Raw genomic sequence first — 24,769 nt, forward strand, 5'->3', positions numbered from 1 at the left:
ACTCATGAAAATATTCGCCACTGCTTCCGCTGTCCTCCTCCTCGGCACCCTGGTCGCCTGCGGCGGGGGTGAGAGCGCCGCCGACGGCCCGATCACCCTGCGCATGACGACCTGGACCAACAACGAGGCGCACGTCAAGCTGTTCACCGACATCGCCGCCGAGTACCACACCGCGCACCCGGACGTGACCGTCACGTTCGACGCGCTGCCGGTGGAGAACTACACGACCGCCGTCACCACCCAGATCGCCGGCGGCAACACCCCCGACCTGGCCTGGATCCTCGAGGGCGCGGCACCCGACTTCGTCTCCTCCGGGGCGCTGGAGCCGCTGGACGACGCGATCGACAACAAATCCGAGCTGGTCGCGTCGACGACCGCGCTCTGGCAGCGGGACGGCAAGCTGCTCGCCTACCCGTTCTCCACCTCGCCGTTCGGCGTCTTCGTCAACACCGACCTGGTCAAGAACCTGCCGACCGGCGACAAGTGGACCTGGGACAGCGCGATCGCCGCGGTCGCACCGGCCACCGCGGCCGGCAAGCAGGGCCTGGTGCCGCGCGACTTCGACTACAAGGACTGGACCAACCTCGCGCCGATCTTCGACGCGTGGGGTGCCCAGGCCTGGTCGGCCGACGGTACGACCTGCGGCTTCGACCAGCAGCCGATGATCGACGCGATGACCTTCATCCACCAGGCGATCTTCGAGAAGAAGGCGATCCCCGGCCCGGGCGTCTCGGCCGACTTCTTCGCCGGCGACGCCGCGATGACCATCACCCAGATCTCGCGCGCCTCGCTGCTCAAGGAAGCCAAGTTCATGTGGACGCTGGTGCCGCTGCCGACCGGCCCGAAGGGTGATTACGCGGTGATCGGCCAGGCCGGCCTCGGGGTCCTCAAGAAGGGCAAGCACGCCGACGCGGCCAAGGACTTCCTCCGCTTCTTCACCAGCGACGCGAACTCGGCGAAGCTCGCCGCCTACTTCCCGCCGCCGCGGCAGTCACAGCTCAACGCCGAGACCCTGGGCAAGAGCAACCCGCTGCTCAAGCCCGAGCAGCTCAACGACGTGGTGATCGACGGCATCTCGACCGGCGTGGTCAAGCCCAACCACAGGAACAGCGCCGAGATCAACCAGGCGGTCCGCTCGGCCCTGGATCCGATGTGGAAGCCGGACGCCGACGTCAAGACCGTGCTGACCGGGGTCTGCACCGCCATTCAGCCGTTGCTGGCGAAGTGAGACCTCGCTACTGGACGACCCGCCGTCGCGACCAGCTGACCGGGTGGCTGTTCATCGCCCCGCAGCTGGCCGGGACGGTGGTGTTCGTCCTGATCCCGCTGGTCCTGGTGGTCTGGTACAGCCTGCACGAGTGGAACGTGCTGGCCGACTCGTTCACGTTCATCGGCGCGGACAACTACCGGGCGCTGGCGAGCGATCCGAAGCTCGGCGGCGTGCTGCGGGCCAGCCTGATCTTCTCGGCCGGGCTGGTGGTGCTCAACCTGTCGCTGGCGCTGCTGCTGGCGGTGCTGCTCAACCAGCGGCTGCGCGGCACGACGTTCTTCCGGGTGCTGTTCTTCTCCCCGGTGGTGGTCTCGCTGGTGGCGTGGACGATCGTCTGGCGGTTCATGCTGCAGGACAACGGCGGGGTCAACGCCCTGCTGCACGCGGTCGGCATCGCCGGGCCCAACTGGCTGCGCTCCGGCGGCACGGCGATGGCCGCGGTCGTCGTGGTGCAGGTCATCAAGAACGTCGGGCTCAACATGGTGCTGTTCCTGGCCGCGCTGCAGGGGGTGCCGAGGGACCTCTACGACGCGGCGCGCACCGACGGCGCCCCGGCCTGGACCACGTTCCGGCGCATCACGCTGCCGCTGATCAGCCCGACGCTGCTACTCACCGCGATCATCACGGTGGTCGGCTCGCTGCAGGTCTTCGCGCAGATCGCGGTGCTCACCGAGGGCGGCCCGGGCACCTCGACCACCGTGCTCGTCTACTACCTCTACCAGCAGGCCTTCCAATTCCATGCCTTCGGGTACGGCGCGACGCTCGGCGTGCTGCTCTTCGTCATCGTGCTGGCCCTGACCGTCCTGCAGTGGCAACTGCGCCGGAGGTGGGTCTTCCATGAGCAATAAGACCAAGATTATTTTGTACGGAATCCTGAGCGTCCTCTGCGTCCCGTTCGTCTTCCCCACCTGGTGGATGATCACCAGCGCGCTGAAGCCGAACAGCGAGATCTTCTCCGCCTCGCTCTGGCCGAGCCACCCGTCGTTCGCGGCGTTCCACGACGTGTTCACCCTGCAGCCGTTCGCCCGGCAGTACTTCAACAGCGCGTACATCGCCCTGGTGGTCACCGCCGGAACCCTGATCTTCGCCGCGATGGCCGGCTACGCCTTCGCCCGGATCCGGTTCCGCGGCCAGAACGTGCTGTTCGTGGTGGTCCTCACCGGCCTGCTGATCCCGAGCGAGGTGACGATCGTCCCGCTGTTCCGGATGTTCAACAGCCTCGGCCTGATCGACACGCACTGGCCGCTCATCCTGGTCCCGATCTTCGGGGCGCCGAGCGTGCTCGCGACGTTCATCATGCGGCAGTTCTTCATCACGCTGCCGGTCGAGCTGGAGGAGGCGGGCCGGATGGACGGCCTCGGCCGGCCCGGGATCTTCGCCCGGATCGCCCTGCCGCTGGCCCGGCCGGCCCTCGCCGCGGTCGCCATCTTCACGTTCCTGACCAGCTGGAACCTCTACCTGGAGCCGATCGTCTACCTGTCCTCGCGGGACAACTTCACGCTGCCCCAGGCGCTGACCCAGTTCACCGACGCGTACCAGGGACCGCTCTGGAACGTCCAGCTCTCCGCGGCGTCGCTGACCGCCATCCCGGTCCTGATCGTCTTCGTGCTCGCGCAGCGCCAGTTCATCGAAGGGCTCGCCCACACCGGATTGAAAGGCTGACCCCCATGGCCGACCCGCTCTCCCGCCGGACCGTCCTGCTCAGCGGCCTCGCGGCCGGCGGCGCGCTGCTCGCGGCCGAGCCCGCGCGGGCCGCCGCGGCCACCGACTTCGACACGGTACGTCTGCAGTGGTTCGACACGCTCATCGGAAGCTACGACCTCGCCGACCCGGTCGTCGCGGCCTACGTCACCGACACGGCGGCGACCGCCCAGGCGCTCTGGTCGAGCCTGAACACCGCGAGCGGCCGCACCTACCTCTGGTCCGACCTGGACAGCGGCACGGTCTCGGCGGTCCAGCGCAACAACGCCGGACGGCTCCGCACGCTGGCGCTCGCCTACCGGTCCCGGGGATCGGCGCTGGCCGGCAACCCGGATCTGAAGAACGACCTGGCCTCGGCGCTGGACTGGTTCCTCGCGCAGAAGTACGGCCCGTCGGTGCACTCCTACGACAACTGGTGGGACTGGCAGATCGGCATCCCGCTCGCGCTCAACGACGTCTGCGTGGCCCTGCACGACCAGATCGGCGCCGCGCGGGTGGCCACGGCGATGGCCGCGATCGCGCACTACGCCCCGGATCCCACGGTCACCGGCGGCGCGGTGTCGACCGGGGCCAACCGCAACTGGGCCTGCGCGATCGCGATCGTCCGCGGGGCGCTGAGCGGCGACGCGGCGACCATCGCGGGCGCCAAGAACGCGATCGCCGACGTCTTCACGTACGCCACCGGCGGCGACGGGTTCTATCCCGACGGCGGGTTCATCCAGCACGCGTACTTTCCGTACACCGGCGGTTATGGCATCTCGCTGCTGCAGTACCTGACCTACGCGATGCTCGCCACGCGGGGGACGCCGTGGGCGTTCACCGCGCCGCGGATCTCCGAGATCTACGACTGGACCCAGCGGAACTACCGCCCGTGGATCTACGGCGGCGCGATGATGGACATGGTCCGCGGGCGGGGCCTGTCCCGGTTCTACGAGACCGATCATCGCCAGGGGCGGCTCACCGTGGCGACACTTCTGCAGCTCGCCGAGGTGCTGCCGGCGGCGCGGGCGGGCACGGTGCGAGCGCAGTGCAAGGGGTGGATGGCCGCGGACGGGTTCTTCGCGTACGACTCCGCGCCGATCGAGCAGGTGCGGCTCGCGTCGATCGTCCTCGGGCGCGCGGTGCTGGCCGACCCGTCCGTCGCGGCGGTGGGGGAGTCGACGGAGACCGTGGTGGCGACCTCGGTCGCGCGGGCCGTGCACCGCCGTCCCGGATTCGCCTACGCGGTGGCGATGGACAGCAGCACGATCAAGCCGTACGAGAGCGCCAACAACGAGAACCTCAAGGGCTGGTACACCAGCGAGGGCGCGGTGTACGTGTACCTGCCGGCGCAGCCCGGGCACTGGACGAACCAGTACTGGCCGACCGCCGACAAGTACCGCGTCCCGGGCACCACCGTCGACACCAGGACGCTCGCGCTCGGCGCCGGCCGCGGCTCGACGAACACCTGGACCGGCGGCGCCCTGCTGGACGGGAACGCGGCGCTCGGGATGGGGCTGTCCTTCGCGGTGCAGACGCTCACCGCGAAGAAGTCCTGGCTCTGCGCCGGTGACGTGATCGTCTGCCTCGGCGCCGGCATCACCAGCACCGACGGCAACACCGTCGAGACGATCGTCGAGCAGCGCAACATCGGCCCGGACGGCGCCACCGTCCCGATCGTCGACGGCGCCGCCGCCCTGTCCCCGCCGAGCGGCACCCCCACCACGCTGAACCCGCGCTGGATCTGGATCCCGAAGGCCGGCGGGTACGTGTTCCCGGCCGGCACCGCCCTCAAGGCGACCCGCGCCGACCGCACCGGCAGGTGGACCGACCTGGACCACCGCGGCGTCTACGACGACGCGACGTCCTACACCCGCCGGTTCATCACCCTCTGGTACGACCACGGCGTCAGCCCGAGCGGCGCGAGCTACGCCTACCTTCAGCTGCCGGGCGCCACCCAGGCCGCGACCGCGGCGGCGGCCGGCTCGACCGACCTCGCCGTGGTGGCGAACTCGACCGCGGTGCAGGCGGTGCGCCGCGCGAGCGACGGCCTGACGCTGGCCAACTTCTGGAGCGGCGCCGCGCCGAAGACCGCCGGGATCACGGTGGACCGGCCGGTCTCGGTCGTGCTGAGCCGGTCGGGCGGCGAGCTCGCGGTCGCGGTGAGCGACCCGACCCGGCGACTCGGCGGCCCGGTCACCGTCACGATCGACGGCGCGGCGACCGGGACGATCTCCGCCGACCCCGGCATCGAGGTGCTGGCGACCAGCCCGGCCGTACGGCTCTCGATCGACCTGGACGGCACCGCCGGACGCAGTCAGGTGGCGCGGTTCAGCCTTTGACCAGGACCCGGTCGAGCGGGTTCAGGCAGACCACCGCGACCCGGCTGTAGTAGTCCTCGCAGCCGGGGTCGTGGCGGTCCAGCCAGGCCGCGCCGGCCAGGGTCTCGCCGCACATCGCGGCGGTGTACTCGATCATGCGGGCCGGCTCGCCCCGCCCGTCGATCTCCACGGTGAGGTCTGATGAGGCCATTGCGGATCACGCTCCCGGTCGTCGTCGACTATCGGTCGCATCGGACGGCAGGGGGACCGCCCGATGCGACTCACTGGGGAATACGCCTACGTTCGGTAGTCAGTTCACCGTCCGGTCCACTGTGGCATATCTCCGTGGTGAGCTGGCAAAACAATGACAGCGGCGGGTTGGTCAGGTGACTACTGACTGCGACGATGCCGTCATCCGGTGGCGGCCAGGGCGAAGGCGAGCATCCCGGTCGCGGTGAAGTCGAGGGCCGGCTCGTTCGTCGCGGAGACCCGCATGTCGTCGACGTACTGGGCGTCCGCGCGGTCGAACTCGGTGTACGACCCGTCGGAGCAGAGCGAGTCCGGCGTCTCCTCCTCCAGGGACTCGACCCGGCCGGCCACGTTCGGGCCGTTGATCACGGCGCCGGTCAACGACGTACGCGTCAGGGTTCCGATTTGATCGTGCGGGCATTTCGGGTACGCGTCGCCCGCGCCGATCACCAGCGAGACGCCCCAGCCGTTCGAGCCGAGCGCGACCCCGCGCTGTGCGGTGGCGAACGCCGCGTACCGGTCGTCGCCGGTCATCTTCCGGTAGAGCGCCGCGGTCGCCGCCCAGCCCAGCTGCCGGGACGCGTAATCGGCGCCGCCGCTGCCGGACGTCGCGCCCATCGGGTCGGCGGCCGCCGCCTTGACCGCGCCGTCCAGGCGGGCGCGCAGGTCATCGGCGAGCGCGCCGGCCGGGGCCAGCCGGTAGACCTCGGCGTCGGCGAGCGCGTCGACGTCGTACACGGTCAGGCCGTCGTCCCCGCCGCCGGTCTGATCGGCCCAGCGTTTCGCCTGGTCGGTCCAGTCCTTGACGCGCTTGTCGCCGAGCGCTTCACCGGCCAGGGCGAGCTCGGCGGCGCCCAGCGCCAGGTCGTCGGCGAAGCTCTCCTCCGGGTAGAAGTCCCGCGGCACGGTGGTCACCAGGTCGTCGCCGGCGCCGGTGTCGGCCTGGGCGAACAGCGCGGCGGCGGTGTCCAGGCGCGACTTCGCGCGGGCCGGGTCGGACCGGGCGTCGAGCTGGGCGGCGAGGGCGAACGCGGCGGCGACCCGCCCGGCCAGGTTGGGGCTGATCGGGTCGCCCGGGTCGGCGGCCCGGAACACCGGCCGGTAGCGCTGGTAGTAGCGCCGGTCGCCGGGCTCGACGGCCAGCCCGTCGTCGGCCTGCGGGAGCCGCCAGGCGTCGTGGTCACCCAGGTACGCGTCGTTGCCACCCACCCCGACCTGGGTGTAGAGCACGCCGTCCCGGTACATCTTGGTGAGCCAGTCCAGCCCGTGCTCGATCTCCGCGCGCAACGCCGTGGGCGCGGGGCCGTCGCGTTCCACCAACTGCATGACGACCAGGGCGTACGCCGTGGTGTGGGTGAACTTGAGGTAGTCGCCGGCGTCGTACCAGCCGCCCTCGACGTCGACCCGGGTGTCGGTCGCGGTGAGATCGGCGTCGTCGCCGGGCGTCTGATAGACGGTCGCGGACCGGTCGTCGAGGTGGGCGGAGGTCCGCTGCCACGCGCTGCCGACCTGGTCGGCGCCGTCCCGGTGGGCCTGGAAATACTGCACGGTGTCGGCCACCAGTGGGGTGTAGAGCTTTCCGGCGGCGTCGACCCGGAAGACCGGCGATTCCGCGGTGAAGCGGTCGTTCATCCGTACGCGATAATTTCCTGGCGTCCGCAGGGCCGTGAGATCCAGCGGGTTGATCGCGCGATAGCGCGTGTTCCAATCGCCCCGGCTGGGCCCGGCGGCGACCGTGAGCACCGGGTTCCCGTGCTCGTCGACCACGGTGGCGGTCGCTCCGGCGGCGTCGGCCGGCGCCATCACCAGCGCGATCTTGGTCTCGCCGGTGGCCCAGCCGACCTGGTCGACCCGGATCCGGGCGGCGGGCAGGGCCGGCTTCGGCACCGGGCGCGGGGCCGAGCACGAGGTGGCGAGCAGGAGCATCAAGATCAACGGCAGGTAATGCGGGCGGTGCTTCACGATGCGCAAGCTTCACCGAGCACGCGATCGGGCGAACGTACCCGGTGTCCGCCAAAGATCTGACAGTTCGCTGTGAACGGGTCGCCGGGCCCGACCACGTATCGTCTCGGCATGACCCGCGTCCTGCTGATCTCGGGGAGCACTCGCGACAGCTCGCTGCACACCGCGGCCCTGCGCACCGCGAGCCGATTCGCCCCGCCGGAGGTCGACGCCACGCTCTACACCGGGATGGCCGGCCTGCCGGCGTTCGTGCCCGGCGATCCGGAGCCGCCCGAGTCCGTGCACGACCTGCGCCGCCGGGTGTCCGAGTCGGACGCCGTGCTGTTCAGCACCCCGGAGTACGCGGGCTCCCTCCCCGGAAGCCTGAAGAACCTGCTCGAATGGCTGATCGACGGCGCCGTGCTGACCGGCAAGGCGACCGCCTGGCTGTCGGTGGTCACGCCGGGGCAGGACGAGGGCGCCCGGGCCGGCCTGGAGTCGGTGCTCGGGCACGGCGGCGCGCGGCTGCTGCGGGCCGCGTGCGTGCGCCTGCCGCTGGACATGCGGACCATCGACGAGGCCGGGCTGGTCGCCGATCCGCAGCTGCACCAGGCGTTGCAGGACGTGCTGCACGCGCTGGCCCGGGTGATGGCGATGCCCCGGCCGGAGCCGTCCTGGCAGGTGCAGTCGAGCATGTACCCGGTGATCACCCGGAACGACGCGCCCTCCTTCGGCCGCCAGCCGGACTTCAAGGGGTTCTAGCTAAGCTGTGATGATCTTTAAATGTGCCTCAAGTGGCGGGTCAGTCCCGGTGTCGGTGACGCATAGTGGACCTCCGACTCGTTCCTTGGAAGGGGATCATCGTCGTGGCCAGTGCGGACCCGTTGCACCCCCGTATCATCGTGGTCACCGTGCGTGATTGCTCCTCTTCGGAGCGTCCGCTTCAGCCCATCACCCGCCGTCGTCGGCTCCCGGTCCGCCCACCCCGCTTCTTCCGCCGTCACGCCGGCTGATCCGGGCTTCTTGCCTTTTGGCGGGCCGCCTGATCCGGGCTTCTTGCCATTTAGGCGGGCCGGCTGATCCGGTCCGATTGAAACGCCGCTCACGACCGATTCGACGCCTTGCGAAACAAGCAGGTGGAGAGCGCTACACCCCGGGTTTTTCGTGGAAACTGCCGCGAAACAGGCTCTGGTTAGCGTCGGGCCCTCCCTGAGGGAAAGTGAGCATCGCGTGACTGCGTACATAAATCGGCGTGCCCTGCTGCGCGGCGGCGCCGGCCTGGCCATCTCCTCGGCGTTCCTGGCGGCCTGTGGCGGCAAGGACGACGACGCGCCGGCCGCCGCCGGTGGCGCCAAGAGCTTCGGTGCCCTGAACTACCAGCTGTCCTGGGTGAAGAACGTCGAGTTCGCCGGCGCCTACCTGGCCGACAGCAAGGGCTACTACACGGCCGCCGGGTTCAGCTCGGTCAACCTGATGGCCGGCGGCCCGACCGTCAGCCAGGACGCGATCGTCGCCTCCGGCAAGGCGCTGATCGGCATCTCCTCGCCGGACATCACCGCCGCCGCCATCCTCAAGGGCGCCGAGCTGGTGGTGGTCGGCGCGCAGTACCAGAAGAACCCGTTCGCGATCGTCAGTCTCGCCGGGACGCCGATCAGCACCCCGCAGGACCTGATCGGCAAGAAGATCGGCGTGCAGGCCACCAACGAGCCGGTCTGGAACGCGTTCCTCAAGGCCAACAACCTCGACCCCAGCAAGATCACCAAGGTGCCGGCCCAGTTCGACCCGTCCCCGCTGGTGTCGAAGGAGGTCGACGGCTGGTTCTCGTTCTTCACCAACGAGCCCAACCTGCTCAAGGTCAAGGGCGTCGAGACCGCGACGATGCTGCTCAACGACCACGGCTACCCGATGGTCTCCGAGGTCTACGTGGTGAAGAAGTCCAGCCTCACCTCGGACCGGGACAAGCTCAAGGCCGTGCTCACCGGCGACGTCAAGGGCTGGACCGACTCGCTCGCCGACCCGAAGGCCGGCGCCGACCTGGCCGCCACCAAGTACGGCAAGGACCTCGGCCTGGACGCCGCCGAGCAGGCGCTCGAGTCGGCCGCCCAGAACACCGTCGTGCAGACCGCCGACACCAAGGCCAACGGCCTGTTCACGATCACCGACGAGCTGGTCGACGAGACGATCAAGACGCTCGCGCTCGGCGGCGTGACGATCACCAAGGAACAGCTCTTCGACCTCTCCCTGATCAAGGAGCTGTACACCGAGAACCCGTCGCTGAAGGCGGCGTCCTGACCGGTACCGACGACCGGGGGATCGTGCTGCGCGGCCTGACCAAGCAGTTCACGATCCGCCGGTCGACCGTCACCGCGCTCGACAACGTCGACCTGGACACCCCGGCCGGCGCGTTCGTGGCGCTGCTCGGCCCGTCCGGCTGCGGCAAGTCCACGATCCTGCGCATCCTCGCCGACCTGGAACAGCCCACGTCCGGCGAGGCGTTCGTGCACGGCGAGGCGCCGGCCACCACCCGGCGCCGGCACCACCTCGGCATCGCGTTCCAGGACGCGGCGCTGCTGCCCTGGCGCTCGGTCGAGGCGAACATCCGGCTGCCGCTCGAGGTCAGCGGCGTCAAGGTGGACGACCGGGCGATCGCCGACCTGATCAAGCTGGTCGGCCTCGAAGGCTTCGAACAGGCCCGGCCGGCCCAGCTCTCCGGCGGCATGCGCCAGCGCGTGGCGATCGCCCGCTCACTGGTCATCGAGCCGAAGATCCTGCTGCTGGACGAGCCGTTCGGGGCGCTCGACGAGATGACCCGGCAGCGCCTCAACCTGGAGCTGCAGCGGATCTGGACCGAACGCGCCACCACCACGCTGCTGGTCACCCACTCGATCGCCGAGGCGGTCTTCCTCGCCGACACGGTCGCGGTGATGAGCGCCCGCCCCGGCCGGATCGTCGCCCAGGTCGAGATCGACCTGCCCCGGCCGCGGACCCCGGAGATGATGCGCACCGCCCGCTTCCACGAGCTGGAGGACCAGCTCAGCGCCCTGCTGTTCGGAAAGACCACGGAGCCGGTCGGATGAGGAAGTGGGTGGCCGGGGCGGGCGGTCTGCTCACGGTCCTGGTCCTCTGGGAAATTCTTGGGCGTACGGTCTTTGCCGGCAGCCGTGCGGTGCCCCCGCCCACCGCGATCCTCGGGCAGTTCGCCGACGACGGGTTCGGGTTCTACTGGCCCAACATCCAGACCACGCTGCGTGAGGCGGGTCTCGGCTGGCTCTGGGGCAACGCGATCGCGATCGTGCTGGCCGTGGCGTTCGTGCAGATCCCCTGGGTGGAGAAGGCGCTGCTGCAGCTCGCGCTGGTCAGCTACTGCCTGCCGGTGATCGCGATCGGCCCGGTGCTGGCGGTGCTGTTCAGCGACGACACCCCCAAGGTGATCCTGGCCGCGCTCTCGGTCATCTTCACCACGCTGGTCGGCGCGCTGGTCGGGCTGCGCAGCGCGGACAAGACCAGCCTCGACCTGATCCGCGCGTACGGCGGCGGCAACTGGACCCAGCTCTGGCGGGTGCGCCTGCGGGCGAGCCTGCCCAGCCTCTTCGCCGGCCTGCGGATCGCCGCCCCGGCCGCGATGCTCGGCGCGATCGTCGGCGAGTACCTGGGCGCCGAGTCCGGCCTGGGCGTCGCAATGATCAACTCCCAGCAGAGCCTCGCCGTCGAGCGGACCTGGGGGATCGCCCTGGTCGCGACCGCGCTCTCCGGCGCCGCCTACGGGCTCACCGCCCTGGTCGGCCGCCTTCTCACCCCCTGGGCCCCGAGGACGGTTCGATGAGCACCCCCACCACGCCGGGCCCCGCCCCCGCCGCGCCGGGCCCCGCCCCCACCACACCCGGTCCGGCCCCGGCCTCCGCTCCCGCCACGCCTGGCCCCGCCGCGGCCTCCGCCCCCGCCACGCCTGCCCCGGCCCCGGCCTCCGCTTCCGCCGCGCCGGCCCCGGCCTCCGCTTCCGCCGCGCCGGCCCCGGTCTCCGCCGCGCCGGCCTCCGCTTCCGCCGCGCCCAGCCTTGCCGCCGCGGCTCTGTCGCCGGCGTCGCGGGGTCTGGACCGGCACGTCGCCCGCCGGGCCCTGCTCCGGTTCGCGAGCGGCATCGGCGGCGCGCTGCTGTCCGTGGCCGTCATCTGCGGCGTCTGGCAACTGCTGGTCAAGGGCTTCGAGCTGGATCCGTTCCTGACCCGCGGCCCGCTCGACGTCTGGCGTTACCTCACCGACCCGGCCAACACCGCGGAACGCGACCTCCTCCGCGAAGCCGGCCGCGTGACCGCCATCGACGCCGCCCTCGGCCTGGCCGGCGGCACGATCGCCGCGCTGCTCACCGCGGTCGCGTTCGCCCTCTGGCGCGGCGTCGAACAGACCCTGCTGCCGATCGCGATGGCCCTGCGCGCGGTACCGCTGGTGGCGATGACCCCACTGATCGCCCTGATCTTCGGTCGCGGCCTGCTGGCGGTCACGGTGATCGCCGGCATCGTCACGTTCTTCCCGGTACTGGTCAACGTGTCGCTGGCGCTGCGCTCGGTGCCGGGATCCGCGATGGACCTGATGCGCGCCTACGGTGCGTCCCCGATCGCCACCCTGTTCCGCGTCCAGCTGCCCGGCGCCCTGCCGGCCCTGTTCGCCGCACTCCGGGTGGCCGCCCCGCTGGCCCTGGTCGGCGCCCTGCTCGCCGAGTGGCTGGCCACCGGCAAGGGTCTCGGCTACCTGATGCTCTCCTCGGTCACCACGTTCGAACTCGATCGCATGTGGACCGGAGTCACCATCGTCACCGTGGCCTCAATCGTCCTCTACACGCTGATCAGCGTGATCGAGCAACTCACGCTCGCCCGATATGCCCCGGATCGTCAGGGCCAGTCCCTCTAATCGTAAAAAAACAGGACCCGCCCTCCCTGAGGGGGGCCACCTCCACACCCACAAGTATGGCGGGAAAATCCGAAGGTCGTCCGAGGCCCTGTGGACAACCCGCCACTGTGGATAACCCTCAGTTGCTCAGGCCGTGCTGGTACGCATACCGCACGGCCTGCGCCCGATCCCGCACCCCAGCCTTCGCGAACAGCCGGTTCACGTGCGACTTCACGGTCACCTCGGTGACGAAGAGCCGCTTCGCGATCTCCTTGTTGGACAGTCCCGCCGCGATCAGCCCCAGCACCTCCGCCTCCCGCGCAGTCAGCCCATCCGGCAGCACCGGCTTGCCGAAGCCCGCCAACCCGCCCGGCAACCCCGAGTTGCCAGCGCCAGCCGACCCGCCCGGCAACCCCGCGCCGCCACCCGCCGATCCACCCGGCAACCCCGCGCCGCCACCCGCCGAACCACCTGACAACCCCGCGTTGCCAGCGCCCGCCGAACCGTCCGGCAACGCCGAGCTGCCAGCGCCCGCTGAACCGTCCCGCGGCGTCGACTCGGCGAAGGCGGCCCCGCCCGTGGCAGCGGCCAGGAGCCGCTGCTGCACCTGCGGATCAAGGACACCCTGCCCGATCGCCGCCGCCCGCACCGCCTGCGCGATCTGCACCCGCCCGGAGTCCTTGGTCAGATACCCCACGGCACCGGCCCGCAGCGCCCCGAGGATGTGCTCGTCATCGGCGAAGGTGGTCAGCACGACCACCCGCGTCTCCGGATACCGCGCCTTGATCAGCGCGGTCGCCGCCACCCCGTCGCGGCGCGGCATCCGCAGATCCATCAGCACCACGTCCGGCCGCTCCCGGCCGACCAGCTCCAGCGCCTGATCACCGTCGGCCGCCTCGCCCACCACGTCGACGTCGTCGAGCAGGCTCAACATCAGCGCCAGCCCTTCCCGGACCACGGTCTGATCATCGGCCACCACCACCCGGATGCTCACCCGCAAATCCTGACACCCACCCACCGTTCCTCGCGCCCCGGTTCACCCACGCCGCCGCTCATCCCGGCATTCGTAGGTCCACCAGCCAGCCGCCCTCACCCCCGTCCCCGCCCTCGCCGTTGTCCGGGCCGACCTCGATCGTGCCGCCGGCCAATTCGGCACGCTCCCGCAGCCCGATCAGTCCATATCCACTCGACAGCCCGGACACCGGTGGCCCGGCCGGCCCGTGGTTGCGGACCCGCAGCGCGACCGTGCCCACCTCGTACCGCAATCGGGTTTCGACCGCGCTGCCCGGCGCATGCTTGCGGACATTGGTCAGCGCCTCCTGCGCGGCCCGGAACAGCGCCAGCCCGGTCTCCGCGTCCAGCTCCCGCGGCTCGCCGTCGACGGTGAACGTGGCCGGGGCGTCCAGGTCGCGCCCATAGCCCGCGGTCAGCTCGCCGACCAGCTCCGGCACCGGCAGCGGGTCGCCGCGCAGCGCGCTCACCGCCCGGCGGGTCTCGGTCAGGCCGTCCCGCGCGAGGGTCCCGGCCCGGTCGATCAGCACCGCCGCGTCGGCCGTCCGGTCCCGCTCCAGCAGCGCCGCGGCCGTCTCCAGCTGCACCGACAGCGCCGACAGCGAGTGCGCCAGCACGTCGTGGATCTCCCGGGCCAGCCGGGCCCGCTCGGCCAGCGCCGCCGCCCGGGCCTGCTCGTCGGCGAGCATCCGCTCCTGCTCGGCGCCGGCGGTGCGCTGCCGGCGCAGCAGGACGAGCAGCGTGACCACGATCGTGACACCGCACCAGAGGGCGATCGCCGACGCCGCCACGTCGTGCCCGGCCAGCGCGATGATCAGGGCGATCAGGCCGGTGCCGGTCACCACCCCGGTGGTGATCAGGTCGAGGGCGGCGGCGCTGCTGGCGATCGCGACGATCACGTAGACCGGTGCGAGGCCCGGCCCGACCAGCGTGGTCAGCCACAACCCGGCCGCGAGGGTCACGCACACCGCGGCGAGGTGCTGCCGGGACGGCAGGATCCGCAGGGCCAGCACGACCCAGCCGAGACCACCGATCACCAGCCCCACCACCAGGGCGGGGCTGGGTTTCTGGTCCTGGAGCATCGCGACGGTGATGATGACCAGGACGATCAGGTTGCGGGCCCGGCGCCAGAGGTTCAACACCCGGTCCCGATCGACGATGAACACGACGCCAGTCTGCCGAATCAACGGTGACAACCAGGTGTCAGCGCCATCCCGAGACCACGACCCGGCAGCCGGCACAGAAGTCTCAGCAGCGGGCGAGGTGCGCGGCGCGGCGAGCGGCACAGAAGTCTCAGCAGTGGGCGAGGTACGGGCTCCGGCGGCCGGCATCGCGGGCCTCAGCGCCCGACGCGGACCCGGTCACGATCCCGGCGCCGCGGTGCGAACGGCGCCCCGGTCGCCATCGCCCGGGGCCCCACGACCGCGGCCTCCCCGAGGAAGCTGAGCCCCAGGGCGAGCGCCAGGGACGCGGTCAGCACGGACTGGTCGGCGCCGAGCGAGACCGCCGCGACCGCCTGCCCGAACCGCAGCGCGATCAGCCCACCCCAGACCGCGAGCGTCACCCAGGTGTAGCGGTACCAGGTGTGCCCGTCCCGGACGAAGATCCGCACGGTCCGCCCGCGCAGCACCCCACCGGCGACCGCGACCAGCCCGCCGGTCACCAGCGCCACGAGGTCGGCGGTGGGATGAACGAAATCGGTCTGCGCGACGGTGTAGACGCCGTACGCGGTGAGCGCCAGGGGCAGCAGGACCAGTCGCCGGGACTCCAGCGGCTCGCCGAGGAAGCGACGGACCATGGCGTAGACGAGGAAGCCGAGGATCAGAAGCGCGGTGGCGATGTTCATGCCGTTGAAGGTACGAATCGGGCCGGGTGGAGTGCCGCCACCCACGGGTGGAGATCCGGGTGGAGACCGGAACCGTTCTGCCCGTTCTGTCCCTCGGAATACCGGTATTGTCGGTAGTCGATTCGGCATTCGGGGGAGGAACGATGACGCAAGAGCTCGTCGACCTGGGCGATCCGGCTTTCCAGGACGACCCGCATCCGGCGTATGAGGAATGGCGCCGCTCCGGCCCGGTCCGCCGTGCCGTGCTGCCCAGCGGCATGCAGGCCTGGATCGTCACGAGGTATGAGGACGCCAGGCGCGCGCTCACCGACCCACGCCTGTCGAAGCGGTCCTCCCCGGCACCGGAGGGCCAGCCCGTCGGCGGCTCCCGGACAGCCGGCGCGGCTCCGGCCGCGGCGATGTCCCCGGGCATCGGGGCGGCGATCTCCCGGCACATGCTGGCCGTCGACCCGCCGGACCACACCCGCCTGCGCCGCCTGGTCGCGGCCGCCTTCACCGCCCGCCGGATCGAGGCGCTGCGCCCGCGGGTCGAGCAGATCGCCATCGACCTGCTGGATTCGCTGGCCGGCCGGGAGCAGGCCGACCTGATCGACGAGTTCGCCTTCCCGCTGCCCATCCAGGTCATCTGTGAGCTGCTCGGGCTGCCGCCGGAGGATCGGGACGACTTCCGCGAGTGGTCGGACGCGGTGGTCGCCGGCTCGGCGGCCGGGCCGAAGCTGGGCCCGGCGATCGAGGCGATGGTGAAGTACATCCACGCCCTGCTCGCCGAGCGCCGCAAGGCGCCCGGTGACGACCTGCTCTCCGGCCTGATCCAGGTGCGTGACGCGGAGGACCGGCTGACCGAGGACGAGCTCTCCTCGATGGTCTTCCTGCTGCTGGTCGCCGGGCACGAGACGACCGTCAACCTGATCGGCAACGGCACCTACCTGATGCTGCGCGACCGCACCGAGTGGGAGCGGCTGCGCGCCGACCGCGAGCTGCTGCCGAGCGCCATCGAAGAATTTCTTCGGTACGAGGGTCCGCTCAAGACCTCCACGTTCCGGATCGCCACCGAGGACGTGGAGATCGGCGGCGTGACCATCCCGGCCGGCGACCCGGTGATCATCGGGCTGCTCTCGGCGAACCGGGACGGCGACCAGTTCCCGTCCGCCGACCTGCTCCGCTTGGACCGGGTGCAGAGCCCCGCGCACCTGGCCTTCGGGCACGGCATCCACTACTGCCTGGGCGCCCCGCTGGCCCGGCTGGAAGCGCAGGTCGCGTTCACCGCCCTGCTCGACCGGCATCCCGGCCTGCAGCTCGCCGTCCCGGTCGGGGAGCTGCACTGGCGGCCCGGTCTCCTGCTGCGTGGCCTGCAGGGATTGCCGGTCTTTCTGTGAAGAGGGCATGATGTCGGCCGTGTCCGACATGCATGATCCCCGGCCGTCGTCGCCGCACTGGCCGACGACTGTTCTGCCGACGGTGCCCGCGCACGACAAGCATCAGAAGGCCAATCGGGTCCGTCTGATCGTGCTCGGCGCGGCCGGCGGCTTCCTGCTGCTCGCCATCGGCTACTGGGCGTTCTCCGGCTCCGGTGACGACAACACCGCGCCGGTGGCCGCTCCGGTCACCTCGGTGCAGGTGCTGCGCACGCAGAGCATCGAGCCGCTGGAGGAGTCGAGCGTCAAGCCCACCAGCAAGCCGCCGACCACCAAGCCGACGACCAAGCCGGCCGTTCCGGCGGGCCGGCCCGGGCTGGTGATCGCCCAGATGCAGCGGGAGCTCGGCGTCCTGGTGCGGAACGGGCAGCTGGACCGGGACGACGCCCGGTCGCTGAACCAGCGGCTCCGCAAGGTCTCCGAGTCGATCCGGAAGAACGACGCGGACCAGGCCGACGACCGCCTCGGGGACTTCGCCGACAAGCTCGCCGACCTGCACGACGACGGCAAGATCAGCGACGCCGGCTTCAACGCCCTGGCCGCCCAGGCCGCACAGGTCGCCGCCGCCCTGTCCAACTGAAGGCCGCGGTCAATCCAAAGGCCGCGGCCAGCTGAAGGCCGCGGCCGATTCAAAGGCCGCGGCCCAGCTGAAGGCCGCGGCCAGTTGGGAAGCCCTGCTAACGGGGCGAGGGCCGGGTGAGTCGGCCGATCGCCGCCTCCACCCCGGCGACCCGGTCGGCCACCAGGGCGACCGCCCCGGCCGCCCGCACCATCGGGTCCGCCTCGGCCCCGCCGAGCGTCTGCTCCCGCAGGAAGCCCGCCTTGACCTCGGCCCACCGCTGCGCCCGGGCCGGGTCGAGCCGCCCGCGGATCTCGGCGAGTTTGAGCAGGTTGGCCTCGGCCCCGCCGGTCAGGGTCTGCGCCTCGCCCAGGTAGTGATCGTCGAGCACCTGCTCCAGCTCGTCGTCGTTCATCGCCGGCACGATCCGCTCGGCCAGCTTGTTCATGTTGCGGTAGGAGCCCTGCAGCCGGAACGGCGGCTCGGTCCGGCTGGAGTCGGCCTGTGCCGCCGAGGCGATGTAGGCCTGGTTGACCCGCAGCACCACCCGCTGCACCCGCTTCATCTTGCGCAGCACGGCCAGGATCTGGTCGAGCTCGGCCGCCGAGTACGGGTACGACAACCGGTCCGCCCGAGCGCTCTCGTCGCCCTCGGCGAGCCGCAGCAGCAGCGGCAGGTCGGCGGAGTCCCGGGCGGCCAGCGGCGCGAGCACGGTGTTCCCGGTGAGCGCGTTCTCCAGGTAGGACAGCTCGAACAGGTCCTCGCGCCCGGACAGCACGTCACCCAGGTTCCACACGTCGGCCCGGTTGGCGAGCATGTCCGGCACCCGGAAACGACGGCCGCTCTCGGTGTACGGGTTCCCGGCCATACACACCGCGAACCGCTTGCCCCGCAGGTCGTACGTCCGCGTCTTGCCGTTCCAGACACCCTCCATGCGCCTCTGCGCGTCACAGAGCGAGATGAACTTCTGCAGCAGCTCGGGGTTGGTGTGCTGGATGTCGTCGAGGTAGAGCAGCACGTTGTTGCCCATCTCCAGGGCCAGCGAGATCTTCTCCACCTCCTGCCGCGCGGTGGCGTCCGGGGCATCGGCCGGGTCGAGCGAGGTCACGCCGTGTCCCAGCGCCGGCCCGTTGACCTTGACGAAGACCAGTCCGAGGCGATCGGCGACGTACTCCATCAGCGTGGTCTTGCCGTAGCCGGGCGGGGAGATCAGCAGCAGCAGGCCCGACCGGTCGGTCCGCTTGTCGTCGCCGGCCGCGCCGATCTGGCGGGCCAGGTTGTCGCCGATCAGCGGCAGGTAGACGTCGTCGAGCAGCCGGTTGCGGACGAACGTGGTCATCACCCGCGGCTTGAACTCGTCGAGTCGCAGCCGATCCCGCTCGGCAGCGGCCAGGGCGGCCCGTTGCTTCTGATAGGCCCGATAGGCCGGCATCCTGATATTTCGGAAATTTCGCGCGGCCGGCAGCAGCGCGTCGAGCCGCACTGTCAACCGCCCGTCCACGACCCGCGAATGCACCCCGAGCAGCCCCGACACCATCTCGCTGGTAGCCGCCGAGACGTCATACCGAGTCAGCGAAGCCAGCTCAATAGCTACTGATTCCGACAAATCCGATTTGTCACCGGCATCGGGCTTTGCTGCCAAAAATGCGCTCAGCCACGCGGAAGCCAACTGTCGTCGAGCAGGAAGATCCGACTCCAACGCTTGCAGATCGTCCGCGAAACGAGCCCCACCCAACTCCCGATGGAACCGATCGAGCAGAGTACGCGCCCCGGAACTGGCCGCGAACCCCGAAGGCGAGGAGGCCAGTTCCTCGACCAGATACTCCCCGACCGGGAAACCGGCCGCGGTGTCCAGTTCGGACCGCAGCTCGTCCAGGGCGGAACCGGCCGAGCCGAACAGCTCCCGCGCCCGGACCAGTGACGACGCCCGCAGCGCCCAGAGCTCCCGCTCGGCCGAGGTGGTGCCGAACGCCCAGAACAGCTGCGCCTCGGCCCGGGTCGACGCGTCGTAGCGCAGCAGCCCGGCCGCCGCGTGCAACCGCAGCAGCGCGTCCAGGATCACCGTGGCGTCGGCGTCGTGCACCCCACGTTCGTACCCCTCGTCGTACCTCTCCTCGGCGGCCCGGCGCACCAGCTCCCGCAACGTGCCATCGGTGAGTGCGGCGGCCGCGGCCCGGGGGTCGGCGGCGAGAATCGCCGCCGCCAGATGTTCCGCGCGGTACAGCGACCGGTCCTCGGAGATCAGCGGCTGATCCCAGAAGTCCCTGGTCAGCGCGAAGGCCGGGTCGGTGATCGGCGAGCGGTAGTCGGTTCCGGTGATCGCGTAGGCCAGCCCGTCGTCCTGCGGCACCAGGGTCAGGTCGATCGCCTGCTCGTTGACCGCGAACGTGTGCCGCCCGAGCCGGATCCCGCCCTCGCCGAACAGGTCGAGCCGGTCGCGCAGCGCCCGCCCGGCCTCCTGGCGGGCCGCCTTGAGCTGGCCCTCCAGCTCCTCGGCGCGGACCGTGTCGCCGGTCGCGCGCAGTTCGTCGGCGACCGTCCGGACCTTGGCGACCATCGGGTCGGTGGCGAAGTACGTGTTGACCTCGTCCGGATCCCCGAGCGTGGTGATCCGCCGGCGCACCGCGTCCAGGATCCGGCGGGCCGAACCGGCCAGCCGGTCGGCGCGGCGGGCCCGCTCGTCGAGCAGCGCCTGCCGGCGGCCGGCGATCGCCTCGTACACCTCGGTGCGTTTGGCGGCCAGCCGCTCGCCGAAGTCGTCGACGTCGCCGAACCGGGTCTCCAGCGTCTCCACCTGGGCCATCAGCCGGGCCAGGTGCTCGTCGCAGCGTTCCGGGGTGTCCGCGGCGGCCAGCGCGGCCGAGACCGACTGGCCGAAGAGCGCGAACTCGGCGGCGAACGCGGCCCGGCCCTCGACCGAGGCCAGCTCGCGGCGGCGCGCGTCCAGGGTGGCCCGGGCCCGGTTGAGCCCGCCCAGCACCGTGCCGATCCTTTCCAGAATGGACACCCGGACGGTCGCGTCGGCGATGTCGAGCCCGCCGACCACCTCGGTGACCACCTGCAACCCGTCGGACTGCTCGGTGATCCGCTCGGCGACCGGCTCCGCCTCGGCGACCGTGCCGATGCCGGTGGCCTGGATCGCCAGCTCCTCGACGCCGGTCTGGTAGTCGGCGAACGCGTCCGGCCGGCGCAGGAACTCGACCGCGCGCCGGGCGGTCTCGTCGGTCGCGGTGACCAGCGAGGCGGCGATCTCGTCGAGCCGGGCGACGTCGGCGTACCGCATCTCCCGCAGCCCGGCGAGCTTGCCGCGTTCCCGGCGCAGCTCGGCGAGCCGGCTCACCCAGCCGCCGGTCGTCGTCGGCGCCTCGGCCTCGGCCCGCCGGATCAGCGACAGCGCGGCCGCCTCGGCGTCCGCGAGGGCCTGCCCGGCCTGCTGGGTCAGCGCCTGCACCGAGGCGAACTCGTCGAGGACCTGGGTGGCCGCGGCCCGTACCTCGGCGAGCGGCTCGGCGAGGTTCTCCAGCTCCGGGTCGTCGAGCCAGTGATAGGTGTCGAAGGCCCGGGTGCAGGCCGCGATGATCGCCTCGAAGACCGGCCCGGCCGCCGACATCTCGCCGACCATCCGGGTCACCGACAGGGTGTCGGCGATGCCGCGGACCAGATCGGCATTGCCGATCCGGTCGAGCGGTCCGGTTCCGGGTGGCTGCGCGGCGGCGTGCGCATCCGAGACGTACGACGTCTGCCACACCTGCACAGCGTGGACACGAGTCGGCTCGGCAGTGCCGGCCTGATCGGGACTGCGCAGCACCACCAGCGTGCCGTCGTCGAAGATCGCGTAGCCGTGACCCGCGATCGGCGTCGCGACCTCCTTGCGGATCACGTTGTAGGGCAGCAGCAGGTACCGCCCGGACCCGGCGTCGTGGAAGACGTGCAGCACGTCCTCGCCGTTGACCGACCGGATCACCCGCTCGAACGCCAGCCCGGTGGTGTCCTGGTCGAACGTCTTCGCGACGCCGGTGGCCAGGTAGTACCCGCCGGGGAAGATGACGCCCTGGTCCTCCGGCAGCCGCCGGCACGCCTGCCCGATCCCGTCCAGCCGCCGCACGTCCCGGGTGCGCGTGTTGAACACCAGGTAGCGCTGCACGGTCTCCTGGTAGGGCAAAACCCTCAACAAGATCAAAGGCCCGACCCTGGCGTACGCGATCTCAGCATCCGCCAGACTCTGCAGCGGCTCGTCCACCGGCTCCGAGTAGATGCCCTCGCCGTCCTCGGTGTTGTTCTCCACCTTGACGGTGAGCGTGCCGCCGACCGCCTCGACGAACACCTCGTCCTCGATCGAGACGTGCGGGTGCCGCCCGAGCACGTGCTGCTCGCGGGTGGTGGCCGTCCAGGTGAAGTCGTGCGTGGCCGGGAGCACGTGGTCCCGCTCGCCCCGCGCGTCCTGGTACGCCACCGACCCGTCCACGCCGACCCGCCAGCGCAGCACCTTCAGGTCGTCGGCCCGCGCCCCGGTCTGGAAGATCGCCAGCAGCAGCCCCTCGACCCGGCGCAACTGCCGGAGCCGGGTCTCCTTGTAGTACCGGTGCAGCTCGGCGAAGTCCCGCCGGAAGCCCGGGTCGTCGAGCAGCCCGGGCGCCTGCGTCGGCTGGAACTTCCGGTCCACCACGGTGAAGACGTCGTCCACTGACGTCTCGGCCTTCATCCCGAGGAACGCGTTCGCGCCGAAGAGCAGCGCCTCCCCGGCCGGCGCGACGTCGGCCGGCACGCAGTTGTTGCCGGTCCGGATCCGCTCGGTGCCCAGCAACTCGGTCTGCTGGGCCCCGAAGACCTCGACCCGGCGCCCGTTCAGCGCCTCGGCCCGCTCGGCGAGCTCCCGGGCCTTGGCGCCGAGCCGGGCCCGGAGCACCTCGTAGGTGCCGGCGTCGATGTTGGATTCGGTCACTCAGCCTGGTCCTTCTTCAGCTGGCTGGCGACGGCCGCGGCCACGCTCAGGTTGGCCACGTCCGCGGTCGACACCGCGGAGGCCAGCTTGTGCAGGTCCTCGGCCAGCTCACCCTCGCCGTTCAGGTAGCGGGCGCCGACGCCCTGGACCACCGTGCTGTGCTCGACGAACCCGTCGATGCTCTTGCCCAGCGTGATCGAGCCGACCAGCTTGTCGAAGAAGACCGAGTCCCCGCCGACGATGTCGATGTTCGCCTTCTCCAGCCCGGCCGCGACCACCATGGCCTGCGCCTCGGCGATCTCCTTGTGCACGGTGATGCCGGCCAGCCGGATCTCCTTCTCCATCTCCAGCCGCAGGCGGTACTCCTCGTGCGCGCGGGTGACGTCGTCGAGCGTGGCCATCGCGCCGGCCTTCTGCTCCAGGCCGATCGCCTCGCCGAGCAGCTTTTCCTTGATCGCCTCGGCGGCGACCAGCGCCTTCTGCCGCTCGACCGCGGCCTCGGCCAGGCCGGTCTTCTCGATCACCTCGGCCTCGGCGCGGCCGGTCTTGACGATCGCCTCGGCGTTGCGCTCCCGGACCTGGACGTCGGCCAGGCCGAACGCGGCCGACTCGGCCTGCTGGCCCTCGGCCATCCGGATCTTGGCGCGGGCGTCCAGCTCGGCCGCCTGCTGCCGGGACTCGGCCAGCAGCAGCAGCTCGCGGGCCTTGAACTTGGCCGCGGCCTCCGAGGCCTCGGCCGCCTTGATGTCCTTGACCAGGGATTCCTGCGCCTCGGCCTCGGCGTTGATGATGACCGCCTGGCGGGTCCGCTCGGCCTCCTCGACGACTCGGAGGCGCTTGATGTTCTCCTCCTGCTCGGCGACCGTCTTCTCCACCGCGATCCGCTCCCGGATCACCTCGGCCATCGACCGCTTCTCGGTCTCGACCTCCTTGTCCTTCGCGATGGTGGACAGCTCGGTCTCCCGCTGGCGCCCGATCACCTCGAGCATCCGGTCCTTCTCGATCCGCTCGGTCTCGATCGCGATGACCCGCTCGCGGTTCTTCTCGGCGACCGCGATCTCCCGGCTCTTGTTCTCGGTCTGCACGCCGAGCTGCTGCTCGGTCTTGATCCGGGCGGTCTCCGAACGGAGCGTCTCCTCGGCCCGGGCCAGGGCGATCTCGGCCTCCTCGCGGGCCCGGATGGTCTCGATCTCCCGGCGCTGCTTGATCTCCGCGTCGGTCCGCCGGCGCTCCAGCTCGAGGATCGCCTCGCGGGCGTCCACGTCCTGGCGGGTGATCTCCTTCTCCTCGTTGCGCCGGAAGTCGTTGGTGCGCACCGCCTCGATCGCGGTCAGCTCGGTGATCTTCCGGATGCCCTGGGCGTCCAGGATGTTCTTCGGGTCGAGCGAGGTGACCGGGGTCTGCTCGAGGAAGTCGATGGCCGCGTCCTCCAGGCTGTACCCGTTGAGGTCGGTGCCGATCACCTCGATGATCTGGTCCCGGAAGTGGTTGCGCTTGGTGTAGAGGTCGATGAAGTCGAGCTGCTTGCCGACCGTCTTGAGCGCCTCGGAGAACTTCGCGCTGAACAGCTCCTGCAGCGTGGTCTCACTGCTGGCCCGGGTGGTGCCGATCGCCTGCGCCACCTTGATCACGTCTTCGGTGGTCTTGTTGACCCGCACGAAGAACGTGATCCGGATGTCGGCACGGATGTTGTCCTGGCAGATCAGCCCTTCCCGCCCCGTACGGGAAATCTCAATGGTTTTGACCGAGATATCCATGATTTCGGCCTTGTGGAGAACGGGCAGCACCACCGCGCCGGTGAAGGTGACGTCCACGCGGCGCACCTTGGAGACGATCAACGCCTTGCCCTGTTCGACTTTCCGGAACATCCGGCTGAAGAAGAACAGCACGCCGATCGCGATCAGTACGACAACGGCGATAAGCACACCGAAACCGGTGGAGACAACGTCCATCAAAGGCCTTTCTTGGCGATATCGGCGGGAACGACCCAGAAGAACTCGCCTTCCGGGTCGACGTCATAGATGAGGGCGACGGTGCCGGCGGACAGCTGGTCCTGGCCGGCCTGGCGGACCTGGATGATCGCCGAGGAGCCGTCCGCCGCGTGGACCTCGGCCTGGCCGAAGGTCCCGGTCACCCGCCCGGTGCGGATGACGCAGGTCAGGCCGACGAAATCGGCGCGCGACGCGTCCGGCCCGGTCGGCAGCAGCTTCTGCAGCGGGATCGCGATCAGCCGGGTGATGATCGCGGCGGCGACCAGGGCGGCGATCGGGACGACCCAGAGCGGGAACCCGGGGTGCCACTGGCTGCCGGCCAGGGTGCCGAACCAGGCCAGCGCCACGAGCAGGGAGAGGAAGACCGGCACCGGTACGCCGAGCAGCTCCCCGTGACCGTGCCCGGCGTCCGGGTCGGCGCCGCCGGCGATCACCACGAGCCAGTAACCGATGACGAGAATCAGCAGGGGAGTGAGGAGAACGGTCGGGAAGCTCAGCGCGGCTTCAAGGAATCCGTTCCCCATGGAAATGTCCGTCCCCCGTTTGTTCGTGTGCGGTCCACAGGGTCTCAGGCGCGGTCAAGGTTTGAAAAGGCCGGAACAGCCACCACCGTCTATCCCGGGACTGCTATCCCAGGACTGATAGTCCGTGGATAAAGAC

19 protein-coding genes are annotated in these 24,769 nt (G+C 70.7%); 11 read left to right on the forward strand and 8 right to left on the reverse strand.

Annotated features, from left to right (window positions below; genetic code table 11):
- The first annotated feature begins 4 nt into the window (after window positions 1-4).
- Genes L3i22_RS05350 through L3i22_RS05365 form a run of 4 tightly spaced genes read left to right on the forward strand, consistent with a single transcriptional unit; the run spans window position 5 to window position 5,292 of the window.
- Window positions 5-1,228, forward strand: a complete 1,224-nt coding sequence (locus L3i22_RS05350) for an ABC transporter substrate-binding protein (protein ID WP_221325886.1) — start codon at window positions 5-7, stop codon at window positions 1,226-1,228.
- A complete protein-coding gene (locus tag L3i22_RS05355; protein WP_221325887.1) occupies window positions 1,225-2,118 on the forward strand; it encodes a carbohydrate ABC transporter permease in 894 nt (297 codons plus the stop codon). The genes L3i22_RS05350 and L3i22_RS05355 overlap by 4 nt, the downstream gene beginning before the upstream one ends.
- Window positions 2,108-2,932: a carbohydrate ABC transporter permease gene (locus L3i22_RS05360; protein ID WP_221325888.1), complete on the forward strand. Its 825-nt coding sequence runs from the start codon at window positions 2,108-2,110 to the stop codon at window positions 2,930-2,932. Before L3i22_RS05355 ends, L3i22_RS05360 begins: the two co-directional genes overlap by 11 nt.
- Before the next feature lie 5 nt (window positions 2,933-2,937).
- Entirely contained in the window at window positions 2,938-5,292 is a 2,355-nt protein-coding gene (locus L3i22_RS05365; protein ID WP_221325889.1) for a polysaccharide lyase 8 family protein, read from the forward strand.
- Here L3i22_RS05365 and L3i22_RS05370 read toward each other — a convergent pair.
- Window positions 5,282-5,482, reverse strand: coding sequence for a hypothetical protein (locus L3i22_RS05370; protein WP_221325890.1), 201 nt, complete (start codon window positions 5,480-5,482; stop codon window positions 5,282-5,284). The genes L3i22_RS05365 and L3i22_RS05370 overlap by 11 nt on opposite strands.
- A 200-nt stretch (window positions 5,483-5,682) precedes the next feature.
- Window positions 5,683-7,482 (reverse strand): glycoside hydrolase family 9 protein, encoded by a 1,800-nt coding sequence (locus tag L3i22_RS05375; protein ID WP_221325891.1) that lies wholly within the window; start codon window positions 7,480-7,482, stop codon window positions 5,683-5,685.
- Window positions 7,483-7,593: 111 nt separating this feature from the next.
- On the opposite strand from L3i22_RS05375, the gene L3i22_RS05380 reads away from it, so the two are divergent.
- The 5 genes from L3i22_RS05380 (at window position 7,594) to L3i22_RS05400 (ending at window position 12,366) form a co-directional block, all read left to right on the forward strand.
- Window positions 7,594-8,223: an NADPH-dependent FMN reductase gene (locus L3i22_RS05380; protein WP_221325892.1), complete on the forward strand. Its 630-nt coding sequence runs from the start codon at window positions 7,594-7,596 to the stop codon at window positions 8,221-8,223.
- Between the two features lie 468 nt (window positions 8,224-8,691).
- Complete coding sequence (locus tag L3i22_RS05385; RefSeq protein ID WP_255657967.1) at window positions 8,692-9,753, forward strand: ABC transporter substrate-binding protein; 1,062 nt, start codon at window positions 8,692-8,694, stop codon at window positions 9,751-9,753.
- Window positions 9,754-9,776: 23 nt separating this feature from the next.
- Window positions 9,777-10,538: an ABC transporter ATP-binding protein gene (locus L3i22_RS05390; protein WP_221325893.1), complete on the forward strand. Its 762-nt coding sequence runs from the start codon at window positions 9,777-9,779 to the stop codon at window positions 10,536-10,538.
- Window positions 10,535-11,284: an ABC transporter permease gene (locus L3i22_RS05395; protein WP_221325894.1), complete on the forward strand. Its 750-nt coding sequence runs from the start codon at window positions 10,535-10,537 to the stop codon at window positions 11,282-11,284. The genes L3i22_RS05390 and L3i22_RS05395 overlap by 4 nt, the downstream gene beginning before the upstream one ends.
- Window positions 11,281-12,366, forward strand: coding sequence for an ABC transporter permease (locus L3i22_RS05400; protein WP_255657968.1), 1,086 nt, complete (start codon window positions 11,281-11,283; stop codon window positions 12,364-12,366). Before L3i22_RS05395 ends, L3i22_RS05400 begins: the two co-directional genes overlap by 4 nt.
- 118 nt (window positions 12,367-12,484) lie before the next feature.
- Here L3i22_RS05400 and L3i22_RS53320 read toward each other — a convergent pair whose 3' ends face one another.
- The 3 genes from L3i22_RS53320 to L3i22_RS05420 all read right to left on the reverse strand — a co-directional run bounded on the left by L3i22_RS53320 (window position 12,485) and on the right by L3i22_RS05420 (window position 15,202).
- Window positions 12,485-13,339, reverse strand: coding sequence for a response regulator transcription factor (locus L3i22_RS53320; protein WP_255657969.1), 855 nt, complete (start codon window positions 13,337-13,339; stop codon window positions 12,485-12,487).
- Between the two features lie 58 nt (window positions 13,340-13,397).
- The gene (locus tag L3i22_RS05415; protein WP_221325895.1) at window positions 13,398-14,522 is read right to left on the reverse strand and encodes a sensor histidine kinase; all 1,125 of its coding nucleotides are present in this window, start codon (window positions 14,520-14,522) and stop codon (window positions 13,398-13,400) included.
- Window positions 14,523-14,695: 173 nt separating this feature from the next.
- Complete coding sequence (locus tag L3i22_RS05420; protein WP_221325896.1) at window positions 14,696-15,202, reverse strand: hypothetical protein; 507 nt, start codon at window positions 15,200-15,202, stop codon at window positions 14,696-14,698.
- Window positions 15,203-15,345: 143 nt separating this feature from the next.
- Between L3i22_RS05420 and L3i22_RS05425 the strand changes: the two genes are divergently transcribed.
- Both L3i22_RS05425 and L3i22_RS05430 read left to right on the forward strand, forming a co-directional pair.
- Window positions 15,346-16,578 carry a cytochrome P450 gene (locus tag L3i22_RS05425; RefSeq protein ID WP_221325897.1) on the forward strand — a complete coding sequence of 411 codons (1,233 nt, stop codon included), beginning with the start codon at window positions 15,346-15,348 and terminating at the stop codon, window positions 16,576-16,578.
- Window positions 16,579-16,597: 19 nt separating this feature from the next.
- Window positions 16,598-17,197 (forward strand): hypothetical protein, encoded by a 600-nt coding sequence (locus tag L3i22_RS05430; protein WP_221325898.1) that lies wholly within the window; start codon window positions 16,598-16,600, stop codon window positions 17,195-17,197.
- A gap of 97 nt (window positions 17,198-17,294) precedes the next feature.
- Here L3i22_RS05430 and L3i22_RS05435 read toward each other — a convergent pair whose 3' ends face one another.
- The 3 genes from L3i22_RS05435 to L3i22_RS05445 are packed head-to-tail and all read right to left on the reverse strand — an operon-like array spanning window position 17,295 to window position 24,633.
- On the reverse strand, window positions 17,295-22,118 hold the full coding sequence (locus L3i22_RS05435; RefSeq protein ID WP_221325899.1) for a DNA repair ATPase: 4,824 nt from the start codon (window positions 22,116-22,118) through the stop codon (window positions 17,295-17,297).
- The gene (locus L3i22_RS05440; RefSeq protein WP_221325900.1) at window positions 22,115-24,070 is read right to left on the reverse strand and encodes an SPFH domain-containing protein; all 1,956 of its coding nucleotides are present in this window, start codon (window positions 24,068-24,070) and stop codon (window positions 22,115-22,117) included. Before L3i22_RS05440 ends, L3i22_RS05435 begins: the two co-directional genes overlap by 4 nt.
- Window positions 24,070-24,633, reverse strand: coding sequence for a hypothetical protein (locus L3i22_RS05445; protein ID WP_221325901.1), 564 nt, complete (start codon window positions 24,631-24,633; stop codon window positions 24,070-24,072). Before L3i22_RS05445 ends, L3i22_RS05440 begins: the two co-directional genes overlap by 1 nt.
- Window positions 24,634-24,769: the final 136 nt, after the last annotated feature.

This window comes from Actinoplanes sp. L3-i22, from assembly GCF_019704555.1.
In the GTDB taxonomy this organism is placed as follows: Bacteria; Actinomycetota; Actinomycetes; order Mycobacteriales; family Micromonosporaceae; genus Actinoplanes.

What these genes read in the sequence shown, in the direction of transcription:
- L3i22_RS05350 (WP_221325886.1), top strand. Translation starts at nt 5, where the DNA reads ATGAAAATATTCGCCACTGCTTCCGCTGTCCTCCTCCTCGGCACCCTG.
- L3i22_RS05360 (WP_221325888.1), top strand. Translation starts at nt 2,108, where the DNA reads ATGAGCAATAAGACCAAGATTATTTTGTACGGAATCCTGAGCGTCCTC.
- L3i22_RS05365 (WP_221325889.1), top strand. Translation starts at nt 2,938, where the DNA reads ATGGCCGACCCGCTCTCCCGCCGGACCGTCCTGCTCAGCGGCCTCGCG.
- L3i22_RS05370 (WP_221325890.1), bottom strand. Translation starts at nt 5,482, where the DNA reads ATGGCCTCATCAGACCTCACCGTGGAGATCGACGGGCGGGGCGAGCCG.
- L3i22_RS05380 (WP_221325892.1), top strand. Translation starts at nt 7,594, where the DNA reads ATGACCCGCGTCCTGCTGATCTCGGGGAGCACTCGCGACAGCTCGCTG.
- L3i22_RS05395 (WP_221325894.1), top strand. Translation starts at nt 10,535, where the DNA reads ATGAGGAAGTGGGTGGCCGGGGCGGGCGGTCTGCTCACGGTCCTGGTC.
- L3i22_RS05400 (WP_255657968.1), top strand. Translation starts at nt 11,281, where the DNA reads ATGAGCACCCCCACCACGCCGGGCCCCGCCCCCGCCGCGCCGGGCCCC.
- L3i22_RS05420 (WP_221325896.1), bottom strand. Translation starts at nt 15,202, where the DNA reads ATGAACATCGCCACCGCGCTTCTGATCCTCGGCTTCCTCGTCTACGCC.
- L3i22_RS05425 (WP_221325897.1), top strand. Translation starts at nt 15,346, where the DNA reads ATGACGCAAGAGCTCGTCGACCTGGGCGATCCGGCTTTCCAGGACGAC.
- L3i22_RS05440 (WP_221325900.1), bottom strand. Translation starts at nt 24,070, where the DNA reads ATGGACGTTGTCTCCACCGGTTTCGGTGTGCTTATCGCCGTTGTCGTA.
- L3i22_RS05445 (WP_221325901.1), bottom strand. Translation starts at nt 24,633, where the DNA reads ATGGGGAACGGATTCCTTGAAGCCGCGCTGAGCTTCCCGACCGTTCTC.